This window comes from Streptomyces sp. NPDC059452 (genome assembly GCF_042750035.1).
Taxonomy (GTDB): Bacteria; Actinomycetota; Actinomycetes; order Streptomycetales; family Streptomycetaceae; genus Streptomyces.
Window position 1 is genome coordinate 128556 of sequence record NZ_JBHYVE010000021.1, and the last position, 12685, is coordinate 141240.

A 12685-nucleotide genomic window follows, 5' to 3' on the forward strand; every position below is an offset into this window, starting at 1 on the left:
GCGAACGGGTGGGCAAGGCGGCGAGGCCCACCGCCGCATGGTGCCCGGGCCAGGTGTGGGCACGTACCTGAAGGTGCGTACTTGATCAAGTACCCATGCCCGGGGAGTCTGTTGGAGGCGCGCCAAGCCCCTCGTCCCTTACCGCCCCCGCCCCTGCGGCGAGGTGGTCCCGACCCCAGGCGGAGAGCAGTTCCAGCAGTTCGTAGAGCCGATGGCCCTTCTCGGTCAGCGAGTACGCGACCCGGGGCGGTACCTCGTCGTAGTCCTCCCGGTGCACGATCCCGTCCGCCTGGAGCTCCCTGAGCTGCTGGGTCAGCACCTTCTCGCTGATGCCGGTGACCAGCCGTCTGGTCTCCCCGAAACGGCGTGGGCCGTCGGCGAGCGCCCACATGATGAACGACTTCCACTTGCCCTCGAACACCCCGACGGCCACGGCCATCCCGCACGTGTGCGGATCGGTCACCGTCACGACCTCGGAGTTCCCCATGTCTGCTTCCCCCGTCACCGTTCTCGGCCTGGGCCCGATGGGCCGGTCCCTGGCCTCCGCGTTCCTGGCCGCGGGCCACCCCACCACCGTGTGGAACCGTACCCCGGGCCGGGCGGACGGCCTTGTCGAGAACGGCGCCGCCGAGGCCGCGACCGCCGCCGAGGCGATCGCGGCGAACGACCTCGTCGTGGTCTGCGTGCTGGACTACGACGCCGTCCGTGCCATCACCGCCCCGCACACCGCCGCGCTCAAGGGCCGCACCCTGGTCAACCTCACGGCCGGCACCCCCGACGACGCCCGCGCCACCGCGGAGTGGGCCGCCTCGCACGGCATCGGCTACCTCGACGGCGCGATCATGGTTCCGACGTACCTCGTCGGCGGCCCGGCCACCCTGGTCCTCCACAGCGGCCCGGCCGACCTGTACGAACGCCACCGGAACACCCTCCAGGCCATCGGCGGCACCTGCGTACACCTGGGCTCGGACCCGGGGCGGGCAGGGGCGCACGACGTCGCGCTGCTCGACATCTTCTGGACGGCGCTGACCGGCGTCGTCCACGCCTTCGCCCTCGCCGGGGCCGAGGGCATCACCGCCTCCGATCTGGCCCCCTACGCCAAGGGGATCGCCGGTCTCCTGCCCGAGGTGATCGACGCCTTCGCCGAGCAGGTCGACACCGGCGAGTACCCCGCCGGAGGCTCCAACCTCCGTTCTGCGGCGGCCATCATGTCCCATGTGCTCGACGCGTCCCGCAGCCGTGGCGTGGACATTACGGTCATCTCCGCCGCCCACGACATCGCGAGCCGCGGCATGACGGCCGGTTACGCGGACGACTCCTACGCCCACGTCGCCGAACTGCTCAGCAGCTGAACCGGCCGACCGACCCCGCATCCCGTTGTCGGCCCGCCGACCCGCCGACCCGCCGACCCGGCAGCGTTCACCAGCGGACCAGCTCCATGGAACCCCGAGCGAGCCAGTCCGTGAAGGACACCGGCCGACCGCCCAGGAGCAGAGGAAGGATCAGGTCACAGGTGGCCCGGGCGTCGAACCACAGGGAGCCCCGGAGCGGACCGGTGACGGCGAGCAGGGTCGAGAAGCCGCAGCCGTTCTCCTGGATGACCACAGCGCCGGCCGTCTTGTGCTCCTCGAACACCTCGTACTCGGCCTCCCACTGCTTCCAGGCCGCCTGATGGGCGCTGTGGTCCGGGAAGTTCTCCGCCAGCGGCTCCCGCGCGTCCAGGTCGTCCTCATCACCACGGTAGGAGTCGGGATGCGGGAAGGGAGTGGTGAGCAGGTCGTAGTTGGTGTCCGCGTCCCCCTCCCAGCCCCAGCCCGCCGCAGAACGACGCAGACGGTTCACCGCGCCGCCTGCGCTCTTCCGGAGTACGTACTCCCGGTACTGGTCCGGAAACACGATGCCCAGCTCCGCCTCCGCTTCGCGAACCTCCCTTTCGGACAGCGGCGGCGGGGGAGCGCCTCGCCTCGAAGGTCTCCGGCCCCTCTCGTCGGAGCGATGCCCCCGGTCCAGGCGTCGTGATTCCGCTATCCAGTCGATCGTCATACGGGGGAGCGTAAACACCGTCGACGCGCTGAGCCTCTGCCATGGCAGGCATGTCAGGCCCGGCAGGCCCGGCAGGCATGCCGTGGCAGGCATGGCAGGGAGGCGCCGCGCCAAGAGCCGGATCCGTCCACTGCCGACCGCACGCGGTGTGCCGGACCGGCCATCGGCAGAGCTTCCTGATCACCCCCGCCGCCTTCACCTGGGGCAGCTACAAGCGTGATGGACGGATCCCTGGAGTGATTGTGGCTGACCGGCCTTGAACATCGACTGCCATAGGTCAGTCCCGGTCCGTATCGTTGCTGTTTGTCGTAGGGCAAGCCGAAACGGCCACCGCATCAGAGGGCGTGTCGCCCCCTCCTCCTCGCCCGGAACAGGGTGGTGGCCACCGGCGCCCCGCCGTCGGGCCCCGGGTCGTGCACGGTGTCGGAATCGACGAGGTCGAACCCGTACTTGTCCAGCAGCTTCGTCCATACCGTCGATTCCAGGACCCATCGCTGCATGGTTCCGGCACTGCCGTCAGGCATGCGGGTCGGGATGTCGGCGGGGCGGCACTCCGTCTCGGGCGGCGCACCCGTTCGGTAGTGGGCGAGCGTGGAGAACACCAGAGTGCCACCGGGCCGGAGCGCCGCCCCGACGGCCGGGAGCAAGGTCTGGGGGTTACTGAAGTCGAGTGCGCCGAAGACGCTGTACGCGACGTCGAGACTGGACGGGTGGTCCTGGAGGTATGCGGCAGCGTCGTCGTGGATAAAGTCCAGGCCTGGCACGTCTCCGTAGAGGTCGCGGCCACGGGTGTGCTGAGCAGCAGAACTGTCGATCGCGATGACGCGCGCCGCTTTCAACTCGGCGGCGACATGGGCCGCCTGATGGCCTGCTCCGGCGCCCAGTTCCGCAACCGTACGACCGGCGAGGTACCCCAGCAGTTCATCGCCCGGTCCCATTCGCTGGTACCAGTCCCAGTACAGACGGCCAACAGCGCGACGCACGTTCGTGGAGGTTCCATAGTGATGCCAGCGGTCGAGGATGTCTGCCGGGGAGGACGAGGTCGAAGTCACGGACCATATCTTGGCCTGCCCATCACAACAGCCGCAGCGGCCTCACAGCATTCACCCGTACGCGCCCCGCCTCGCTCGGCAGTGCGCAGCCCGCCGTCCTTGCTCCAGCAAGGACGGCGGGCCCCTATGCCTTCTCAGTGCCCGTCCTCGCCGGGACGGCACGGCGTGCACTGAGAGGAATCGGCGGCCCACAGCGGGCCGTCGATGTCCCAGCCCGCGTGGGCGAGCAGCTCGGCGGTCCGGGCCACAGACCCGTCCCCCTTCATCTCGACCAGCGGCACGTGGTGCAGGTACTCGCCGGCGTTGTACTTCTCGCACAGGGCGAAGAAGGCCTTCGTGTCCAGCATGATCATGTGGACCCCGATGTCGACGATGCGGCCCGGCCCCATGCCGAGTCGACGTCCCTTGTTCTCCATGGCGGTGATCACATAGGCGACGGCCTGGCCGAGCACCCGCTCGGCCATCACGGAGTCGAACGGGTAGTCGCGCATCAGCAGGCCGACCAGCTTGGACCACTGATCGGCGGACACATACGCGTGCGGGTCCCGCGGGGAACTGACGAGTCCGGTGCTCCCGCGAACAGGGGTGTCCAGGACTGCGGTCATTGGGGCAGCCTCCTCCGGTTCGGCCCCCGGCCGGGGGCGATGACAGAAGGACACCTCGCGCCGAGGGTGGCGCGACAGTCAACACCCGTACCGTGCAACACATTTGCACGTCTTGCATGTGCCGTATACGGGCGTCGCCGCACCGCCTAACGTGGAAAGACGGTCCCCACCCCGGCCAGTGGAGGTGCGATGCGCACCATCGATCCGATGTGGCACTCTCCGAAGGCGAGGGCGCTCGTCGCCCGCCACGAACTGGGGGCACTCATCCGCATAGGGCGCGAAGAGCGCGGGTGGCGGCAGGCGGACCTCGGCGTACGGATCGGGTGCTCGGCATCCACCGTGTCCCGTCTGGAGCAGCGCGGGCGCCATGCCGATCTGCGGCTCCTTCGCAAAGCCGCCTCGGAAGTCGGCTTGCCCACAGATCTTCTGGCGGAGTGTCTGGGGCTGGTGAGACCCACAACCACTAGGGTTGCGCCGGTAGGTCCACGAGTGGAGGAGGACCTGATGCGCCGCCGCACCCTGCTCGCCGCAGCCGGCCTGGCCGTCCCGGTCCAGCTGCTCGCGGGAATGGACACGGCCTTGGCCGCCATGCCGGATCCCACAGGGTCCTCCGTCCCCCTGGACATGCGCCTCGCAGAGGCGCGTTCCGCTTTCGACGCTGCCCGCAACACTCACCTGCTCAAGGTGCTCCCGGGGCTTCTGGCCGACGCGCATGACGGCGCACGGCGGACACGCACCGACGTGGCGTACGGCAGGCTCTCCTCCGCCTACAGCCTCACCTCGCAGGTCCTGACGAAGGTGGGCCGTTACGAGCAGTCCCGGCTGACCGCCGACCGGGCGTCCGTCTACGCCGAACTGTCCGGCTCCCCGCTCGCCATCGCAGCCGCCGCCCGCGAACTGAGCATCGTGCTCCGCCACCAGAGTCAGCCCGCAGCCGCGCAGCGCCTCATCATCGACGCCGTAGCCCAGGTCGAGGCGACGGGACTCACGACGGATGTGCAGGCGTCCGCCTACGCGCAGATGCTCTGCACCACCTCGTACACCGCAGCGGTCGCCGGTGATCGGCATCAGGCCGTCACCATGATCCGGGAGGCGTCACGGGCCGCCCGCGACCTCCCGGCCGACCCGCCCGCGGGACGTCTGTTCTCCGTCACCCCTGCCTCTGTCGACCTGTATGCCGTGAGCGTCCACTGGGCGCTCGGTGACGCCGGCGCGGCGCTCGAAGCGGGTCGGGGCCTGCGCGCGGCGCAGTTCAGAACAGTTGAGCGTCGCGGCCGCATGCACACAGACCTGGCTCGGGCCTGGTGGCAGTGGGGCAAGCCGGAACAAGCGACCGCCGAGCTTCTGTCCGCAGTACGTGTTTCACCGGGTGAGGTACGCGATCGACCGGCCATCCGGCGGATCGTCACCGAGATCCACTCCCGCCACCCCCGGACCACAGGCGTTCGGGAACTGGCCGAAGCAGCAGGTCTGCGCTCCACCTGACCTCCCTGGCGGGAGTGGCGTCACCCAGCATGTCCGGTACTTCAGGGCCCGGAAGAGCTGCCCGGAAAAGCTGCCCGGAAGAGCTGTCAGCACCCGCCCCGGTCCCGCCCCACCGCATACAGGTGGCTGTCCCGGAACTGCTCCGCCCCCAGCGTCCGCCCCACCATGATGACCGCCGTCCGGATCACGCCCGCCGCCTTCACCTGCTCCGCGATCGAGTCCAGGGGGCCGCGCAGGATGATCTCGTCCGGGCGGGACGCCATCGCCACCACCGCCGTCGGGCAGTCCGCGCCGTAGTGCGGGAGCAGCTCCTCCACGACCCGGTCCACGTAGCGGGCCGCCAGGTGCAGCACGATCAGGGCGCCGCTGCGGCCCAGGGTGGCCAGGTCCTCGCCCTCGGGCATGGCCGTGGCTCGTTGCGCGATGCGGGTCAGGATCACCGTCTGGCCGACCGTGGGGACCGTCAGCTCGCGCTTCAGGGCCGCGGCCGCCGCCGCGAACGCGGGGACGCCGGGGACGACTTCGTACGGCACCCCCGCCTCGTCCAAGCGCTTCATCTGCTCGTTCACCGCGCTGAACACCGACGGGTCGCCCGAGTGCAGCCGCGCCACGTCGTGGCCCTCCGCGTGGGCCCGTACGAGCTCCGCGGTGATCTGCTCGATGTCCAGGTCTGCCGTGTCGATCAGGCGGGCGTCCGCCGGGCACTCGGCCAGCAGCTCGACCGGGACCAGGCTGCCCGCGTACAGGCAGACCGGGCTCGCGGCGAGCAGTCTCGCGCCGCGCACCGTGATCAGGTCGGCCGCGCCGGGGCCCGCGCCGATGAAGTACACCGTCATGATCGATCTCCTGGGACTGGGGCCGGGGCTGGGGCTGGGGCCGGGGCTGGGGTGGGGACTGGGGGTTTGCGTACGGACCACTGCGTTACGGGCATGGCCGGGCGCCAGCCGGTGAACCCGCCCACCGGGACCGCGTGCGCCACCGCGAGCCGGGTCAACTCGCCGCCGTACGCCCGGTACCGCTCGCCCAGCAGCGCCTCCGACTCCAGCGTCACCGTGTTCGCCACCAGCCGGCCCCCGGGCCTCAGCGCCTCCCAGCACGCGTCCAGCAGGCCCGGTGCCGTCAGGCCGCCGCCGATGAACACCGCGTCGGGGACTTCCAGTTCGGTCAGGGCTGCGGGGGCCGGGCCCGTTACGACCCGCAGGCCCGGGACTCCCAGGCGGTCCGCGTTCCGCTTGATCCGCTCCGCCCTCGCCGGGTCCCGCTCCACGCTCACCGCCCGGCAGGAGACGTGCGTACGCATCCACTCGATCGCGATCGATCCCGAGCCGCCGCCCACGTCCCACAGCAACTCTCCGGGCGCGGGCGCCAAGGCCCCGAGTGTGGCGGCCCGGATGTGGCGCTTGGTGAGCTGGCCGTCGTGTTCGTACGCCTCGTCCGGCAGCCCCGGTACGGCGCCGAGCCGCAGCGCGTCCGCCGAGGCCCGGCACTCGATCGCGATGACGTTCAGGCGGTCCCCGGGCGCGTGTGCCCAGCTCTCCGCGATGCCGTCCGCGTACGCCTCCGCCTCGCTGCCCAGCTGTTCAAGGACCCGCATCCGGCTCGGGCCGAAGCCCTGGGCCGTGAGCAGCGCCGCCACCGTCGCGGGCGTCGAATCGTCCGCACTCAGGACCAGCAGCCTGCGGCCCTCGTGGAGGGATGCGGCCAGCCGAGCCGCCGGACGGCCCACCAGCGTCACGACCTCCGTGTCCTCCAGCGGCCAGCCCAGCCGCGCGCAGGCGTACGAGGTGGAGGACGGGTGCGGCAGTACGTGCAGGCCCTCCGGCCCCAGCTCCGCCGCGAGCGCGCGCCCGATCCCGTAGAACATCGGGTCCCCGCTGGCCAGCACCGCGACCCGGCGCTCCCGGTGCTCGGCGAGGAGGCGGGGCACGGCGGGGCGCAGCGGCGACGGCCACGCCACCCGTACGCCCGCGCACTCCGGCGGAAGCAGCTCCAGCTGACGCGCCCCGCCGATCAGCACCTCCGCGCCCCGCAGCGCCCCCCGCGCCCCACCGGACAGACCGGACCAGCCGTCCGCGCCGATCCCCACGACGGAGACCGGATGCGCCGGCGGAACGGGGGGAGGGGCGGCAAACACAGTCGGAGACCTCGATCAGGGGGGGGGCGGGGAGGTAATAGGGGCGGGGAGGTAATAAGCGTGCAGGGAGGGGCGACGTTGCCGCACTTTACTGAACCTGTCGTTCCGGACCCTCCAGCGGGTGAATCCGGAAAAGAACCGCGCGTGGTGTCGAGAACCGCGCCCCGGCCCCGACGTCCCCTGTGTAAGCGGAGAAGGAAGAACAAAGAGCGAGCTACCACGGAGGCGGCAGTCATGAAGTATCTGGTGATGGTCCAGGGCAGCCAGAAGGACTACGACGCGCAGGCCGGCAAGGGGTCCCCCGACAGTCCGGTCTGGGACGAGAAGGCCATGCAGGCGATGTTCGCCCACATGGGCGGCATCAACGACGACCTCGCCGAGTCGGGCGAGCTGGTGTGCGCGTACGGGCTCACGGAGCCCGCACAGGGGCGGGCCGTGAGCGTCGACGCCGAGGGGCGGCCGGTGGTGTCGGACGGGCCGTACAGCGAGACGAAGGAGCTGCTCGCCGGGTTCTGGATCCTCGAATGCGAGAGCCTGGAGAGGGTGACCGAGATCGCCGCCCGCGTGACACGCTGTCCGCAGCCGGCCGGGGCGCCCGAGTACCCGGTGCTCATCCGGACCATCGGCGGCGGGATCGACGGCTGACCGACGGCTGATCGACGCTGATCGACGGCTGCTCGACGGCTGCTCGACGGCTGATCGACGACTAGGAGCAACCACTGAAGGCGGACCGTACGGCCGACGGCATCGAGGACCTGCTGCGCCGCCACGCGCCGCAGGTCCTCGGCGCGCTCGTCCGCCGTTACGGGCACTTCGACCCGGCCGAGGACGCCGTCCAGGAGGCGTTGATCGCGGCGGCCGGGCAGTGGCCGGAGGACGGGGTTCCGGAGAACCCACGCGGCTGGCTGATCCGGGTCGCCTCCCGCCGCCTCATGGACCGGCTCCGCAGTGACGAGGCCCGTCGGAGGCGGGAGGCGAAGGCGGCGGCCCTCACCCCGGCGGACGCGTTCGTCGCCCTGCCGCCCGGGGAGGGCCCCACCGGGGAAGGCCCCACCGGGCGGCAGGGCGGCCGGGGCCCCTCCGAGGACGACACGCTCACCCTGCTCTTCCTCTGCTGCCACCCCGCGCTCTCCCCCGCCGCCCAGATCGCACTGACCCTGCGTGCGGTCGGCGGGCTGACCACGGCGGAGATCGCCCGGGCGCACCTGGTGCCGGAGGCGACGATGGCGCAGCGGATCAGCCGGGCCAAGCGGGCGGTACGGGGTACGCGGTTCCGGCCGCCGGAGCCCCAGGACCGCGACCGGCGGCTCGCGGCCGTCCTCCAGGTGCTCTACCTGATCTTCAACGAGGGGTACACCGCGAGCTCCGGCCCGGCTCTGCACCGTACGGACCTGGCGCGCGAGGCGATCCGGCTGACCCGTTCCGTACGCCGGCTGCTCCCCCACGAGGGGCGCGTGACCGGGCTGCTGGCGCTGATGGTCCTCACCGAGGCGCGCACCCCGGCGCGCACCGGGCGTGACGGCGAGCTGGTCCCGCTGGACGAGCAGGACCGCGCCCTCTGGGACCGTACGGCGATCGCGGAGGGCACCGCCCTGGCCGAGGAGGCCCTGTCCCAGGGGCCGGCCGGGGACTACCAGCTCCAGGCCGCCATCGCCGCCCTGCACGACGAGGCGGAGCGCGCCGAGGACACCGACTGGCCGCAGATCCTCGCCCTGTACGAGCTCCTCGTGCACCGCACCCCCGACCCGGCCGCCGTCCTGGGCCGGGCGGTCGCGGTGGCCATGGTGCACGGGCCGCGCGCCGGGCTGGCGGAGGTCGACGCGCTGACCGGGACGCTGGGCGGTCACTACCGCCTCGACGCCGTACGCGCCCACCTCCTGGAGCGCGCCGGGGAGCACGAGGCCGCCCGCACCGCCTACCACGCGGCGGCCGACGGCACCCTCAGCGAACCCGAGAGCCACTACCTGCGGACGCGGGCGGACCGGCTCAGCCCGTAAACACCCGTAAGCACCCGTAAACACCTGTCAGCCCGTAAACACCCGTAAACGCCGGTAAACGCCGGTAAGCACCGGTGAACGCCCATGAGCACCCATGAACACCTGAAGTAAGTGCCCGAACACACGCGGGTACTTCCTTCAGCCGAAGCAGAAGGGGCCATCGGCGCGACTGGAGTCGCCGTCCGCGCGCGGCCTCGGGATCATCGAAAGTATGACCAAGAGCGACAGCGGCAAGGACAGCACCCGGCAGATCGCGATCGCCCAGCAGCCGGAGGCGGACGCGCTCCTCGCCCGCAGCCCGCTCGCCGCCCTCGTCGGCATGCTGCTGGACCAACAGGTCCCGATGGAGTGGGCGTTCACGGGCCCGTACACGCTGGCGGAGCGGATGGGTTCGGACGACCTGGACGCGGCGGAGATCGCCGCGTACGACCCCGAGGCCTTCACCGCCCTCTTCACCACCAAACCGGCCCTCCACCGCTACCCCGGTTCCATGGCGCAGCGGGTCCAGCAGCTGTGCCAGTACCTGGTCGCGGAGTACGAGGGGGACGCGAGCGCGGTGTGGCGGGACGCCGGTACCGGGGAGGAGCTGCTGCGGCGGCTGAACGAGCTGCCCGGTTTCGGGACCCAGAAGGCCCAGATCTTCCTGGCGCTGCTCGGCAAGCAGTTCGGCGTACGTCCCACGGGGTGGCGGGCGGCGGCGGGGGCGTACGGGGAGGACGGGTCGCGCCGGTCGGTCGCGGACATCACGGGGCCGGAGTCGCTCGCGGAGGTGCGCGCGTACAAGCAGGAGGCGAAGGCGGCGGCGAAGGCAGCCAAGGCGGCCAAGGCCACGGATGCGGCGACGAAAGCGAAGCCGCCGTCAGCGAAGACGGCGAAAGCCGCGAAAGCCTCACACGGGAAGTGACCAGAAGGAGCAGCCGGACAGAACGAGTGGAGGAAGCGATCAGATCCAGCCACTGCGGTTCCCAGGAGCCACCCCACTCGCTAGCTTTCGCTCCACATTCGTTCACACGTCCAGCACGTCTCCACCGGAAGGACTCCTGTGCACGCAACACGTCGCAGAGCCATGGCAGTTGTGGCCGCCACCGCTCTGGCCACGCCGCTCCTCCTGGGCGCCGCCCCGCACCACAAGCCCTCACACGGGTACCCCGGGCACTCCCACGGGTCCCACGGCCCCTCGAAGGAGGCGGTCAAGCTCTCCCGTGAGCTGGTGAAGAACTCGTCCGCGCGTGACGCCTACCGCCACCTGAAGCAGTTCCAGGCGATAGCCGACTCGGCCGGCGGCCACCGCGCGGCGGGGTCGCTCGGCCACGACGCCTCGGCGGCGTACGTCTACCGGCAGCTCCAGCGGGCCGGGTACCAGGTCTCGTACCAGAGCTTCCGCTTCATCTACACGGAGACCCTGGCCGAAAAGCTCGCCGTGGTCTCGCCGACGCCCCGCGACGTGACGATCAAGGCCATGACGTACACCCCGTCGACCCGGGTGGGCGGCCTGACGGCGGGACTCGTCGGCGTCCCCGTCGACGACACCCCGGGCTGCGAGGCGTCCGACTACGCCTCCGCCAACTTCACCGGCAAGATCGCGCTGATCAAGCGCGGCGGCTGCACCTTCGCGGACAAGCAGGCGGCGGCAGCGGATGCCGGTGCGGCCGGGGCGGTCATCTACAACAACACCGAGGGCATCCTCTCCGGCACGCTCGGCGAGGCCGCGGCAGGAAAGATCCCGACCGGCGGGGTCTCCCAGGAGGAGGGCGAGAAGCTCGCCGCCGACCTGGCCGCCGGCGAGGTCACGGTCTCCTTCGAGGTCCGCGAGCTCCAGGAGAACCGCACCACCCGCAACGTCGTCGCGGACACGCGCGGCGGCAAGGCGGCGAACACCGTGGTGCTCGGCGCCCACCTCGACTCCGTCACCGAGGGCCCCGGGATCAACGACAACGGTTCCGGTTCGGCCGGGCTGCTCGAAGTCGCCCTGGAACTCGCCAAGTCGAAGAGCAAGCCCGCCAACAAGGTCCGGTTCGCCTGGTGGTCGGCCGAGGAGAACGGCCTGCTCGGCTCGGAGGCGTACGTCGCGTCGCTCTCCGAGAAGCAGCGGCAGCAGATCAAGCTCTACCTGAACTTCGACATGATCGCCTCGCCCAACGGCGTCCAGTTCGTCTACGACGGCGACGACTCCGACGGCGTCGGCGCGGGCCCCGGCCCGGAGGGCTCCGCCCAACTGGAGCGGGACATCAACAAGTTCCTCGACAGCAAGGGCAAGAAGCACGAGGGCACGGACTTCACGGGCCGCTCGGACTACGGACCGTTCATCGAGGTCGGCATCCCCGCAGGCGGTACGTTCACGGGTGCCGAGGGCATCAAGACGCCGGCCCAGGCCCGGACCTACGGCGGAAAGGCGGGCGTCGCCTACGACCCGTGCTACCACGCGGCCTGCGACGACCTGAGCAACATCGACATGCGCCACTTCGACCTCAACATCGACGTGATCGCCAACGCCGTCGGCACGTACGCCCACGACCTGCGCTCGCTGAAGCGTCCGGTCAAGCCGGTGCCCAGCACCGGCACCCCGGGCAGCGGCGGCGGCCTGCACGACGGCCACGGGCACGAGGTCACGGAGTAACGACCGCCCCGTACGCACGCACACCACGTAGCGCACGCCGCGTAAGGCACCGCGCGTAACGCCGCGTAACGCACCGCGCGAAAACGCCACACCACGCGTAACGCACCGCACGGAACGCCACACCACACGTAACGCCACATAACGCACCGCGCGTAACGCCACACCCAGGCGGAACGCCGCACGCCGCAGGCGGAGCCGAGCCAGGGCCCGAACGCCCACCGCCTGCGGCGTGCTCGCATTCGTACGGACGAACTGCTGCCCCGGTATCCAGCACTATGCGGCGCTCTACCCCCTTTGGCGGGGCGCCGCACAGGGGTTCCCTGGCTGCGCCCGGCACCCCTTGACCGGTAGGCTTTCCGTGTGATCTTCAAGCGCATCGGAAATGGGAAGCCATACCCCGACCACGGCCGGGAAAGCACCCGACAGTGGGCGGATGTCGCGCCGCGTCCGGTTCGCCTGGACCAGCTCGTGACCACCAAGGGGCAGCTGGACCTGGAGACCCTCCTCGCCGAGGACTCCACGTTCTACGGCGACCTCTTCGCCCACGTCGTGAAGTGGCAGGGCGACCTCTACCTGGAGGACGGGCTGCACCGGGCGGTCCGGGCCGCGCTCCAGCAGCGGCAGGTACTGCACGCGCGCGTCCTCGACCTGGGCTGACGCAGCCAGGCCTCCCGCGCCGCCTCCACGTAACACCCTGATGACGACGCCACCCGAATTCGGGCCTTTCGGGTGCTTTCGTACTCATCCGGGTG

The 12685-nt window shown here is 71.0% G+C and carries 13 protein-coding genes; 7 read left to right on the top strand and 6 right to left on the bottom strand.

The genetic code is table 11. The features are described from left to right. Nucleotides 1-85: 85 nt before the first annotated feature. A complete protein-coding gene (locus tag ACFW9Z_RS25915) occupies nucleotides 86-487 on the bottom strand; it encodes a winged helix-turn-helix transcriptional regulator (protein ID WP_384644919.1) in 402 nt (133 codons plus the stop codon). Here ACFW9Z_RS25915 and ACFW9Z_RS25920 point away from each other — a divergent pair. Further along, complete coding sequence (locus ACFW9Z_RS25920; RefSeq protein ID WP_384644920.1) at nucleotides 486-1352, top strand: NAD(P)-dependent oxidoreductase; 867 nt, start codon at nucleotides 486-488, stop codon at nucleotides 1350-1352. The genes ACFW9Z_RS25915 and ACFW9Z_RS25920 overlap by 2 nt on opposite strands. 67 nt (nucleotides 1353-1419) lie before the next feature. Here the strand turns inward: ACFW9Z_RS25920 and ACFW9Z_RS25925 are convergent, their stop codons facing one another. The 3 genes from ACFW9Z_RS25925 to ACFW9Z_RS25935 all read right to left on the bottom strand — a co-directional run bounded on the left by ACFW9Z_RS25925 (nucleotide 1420) and on the right by ACFW9Z_RS25935 (nucleotide 3700). Continuing rightward, nucleotides 1420-2136, bottom strand: coding sequence for an SMI1/KNR4 family protein (locus tag ACFW9Z_RS25925; protein ID WP_384644922.1), 717 nt, complete (start codon nucleotides 2134-2136; stop codon nucleotides 1420-1422). A gap of 242 nt (nucleotides 2137-2378) precedes the next feature. Then, on the bottom strand, nucleotides 2379-3095 hold the full coding sequence (locus ACFW9Z_RS25930; protein ID WP_384644924.1) for a class I SAM-dependent methyltransferase: 717 nt from the start codon (nucleotides 3093-3095) through the stop codon (nucleotides 2379-2381). Between the two features lie 134 nt (nucleotides 3096-3229). Then, the gene (locus ACFW9Z_RS25935) at nucleotides 3230-3700 is read right to left on the bottom strand and encodes a hypothetical protein (protein ID WP_384644926.1); all 471 of its coding nucleotides are present in this window, start codon (nucleotides 3698-3700) and stop codon (nucleotides 3230-3232) included. A gap of 189 nt (nucleotides 3701-3889) precedes the next feature. Here ACFW9Z_RS25935 and ACFW9Z_RS25940 point away from each other — a divergent pair, with 189 nt between their 5' ends. Further along, nucleotides 3890-5185: a helix-turn-helix domain-containing protein gene (locus tag ACFW9Z_RS25940; protein ID WP_384644928.1), complete on the top strand. Its 1296-nt coding sequence runs from the start codon at nucleotides 3890-3892 to the stop codon at nucleotides 5183-5185. A gap of 86 nt (nucleotides 5186-5271) precedes the next feature. Here the strand turns inward: ACFW9Z_RS25940 and cobM are convergent, their stop codons facing one another. Together cobM and cbiE are read right to left on the bottom strand one after the other, a co-directional pair. Continuing rightward, complete coding sequence (gene cobM / locus ACFW9Z_RS25945) at nucleotides 5272-6021, bottom strand: precorrin-4 C(11)-methyltransferase (protein ID WP_384644930.1); 750 nt, start codon at nucleotides 6019-6021, stop codon at nucleotides 5272-5274. Then, nucleotides 6018-7319, bottom strand: a complete 1302-nt coding sequence (gene cbiE / locus ACFW9Z_RS25950; protein WP_384644932.1) for a precorrin-6y C5,15-methyltransferase (decarboxylating) subunit CbiE — start codon at nucleotides 7317-7319, stop codon at nucleotides 6018-6020. The genes cobM and cbiE overlap by 4 nt, the downstream gene beginning before the upstream one ends. Before the next feature lie 234 nt (nucleotides 7320-7553). Between cbiE and ACFW9Z_RS25955 the strand changes: the two genes are divergently transcribed. From ACFW9Z_RS25955 to ACFW9Z_RS25975, 5 genes are all read left to right on the top strand, one after another. Next, a complete protein-coding gene (locus tag ACFW9Z_RS25955; RefSeq protein ID WP_384644934.1) occupies nucleotides 7554-7964 on the top strand; it encodes a YciI family protein in 411 nt (136 codons plus the stop codon). A gap of 74 nt (nucleotides 7965-8038) precedes the next feature. Continuing rightward, nucleotides 8039-9316: an RNA polymerase sigma factor gene (locus ACFW9Z_RS25960; RefSeq protein ID WP_384644980.1), complete on the top strand. Its 1278-nt coding sequence runs from the start codon at nucleotides 8039-8041 to the stop codon at nucleotides 9314-9316. 211 nt (nucleotides 9317-9527) lie between these two features. Beyond that, a complete protein-coding gene (locus ACFW9Z_RS25965; RefSeq protein WP_384644935.1) occupies nucleotides 9528-10220 on the top strand; it encodes an HhH-GPD-type base excision DNA repair protein in 693 nt (230 codons plus the stop codon). 162 nt (nucleotides 10221-10382) lie between these two features. Next, complete coding sequence (locus ACFW9Z_RS25970; protein WP_384644937.1) at nucleotides 10383-11933, top strand: M28 family metallopeptidase; 1551 nt, start codon at nucleotides 10383-10385, stop codon at nucleotides 11931-11933. Between the two features lie 360 nt (nucleotides 11934-12293). Beyond that, nucleotides 12294-12590: a type II toxin-antitoxin system VapB family antitoxin gene (locus ACFW9Z_RS25975; protein WP_003967677.1), complete on the top strand. Its 297-nt coding sequence runs from the start codon at nucleotides 12294-12296 to the stop codon at nucleotides 12588-12590. Nucleotides 12591-12685: the final 95 nt, after the last annotated feature.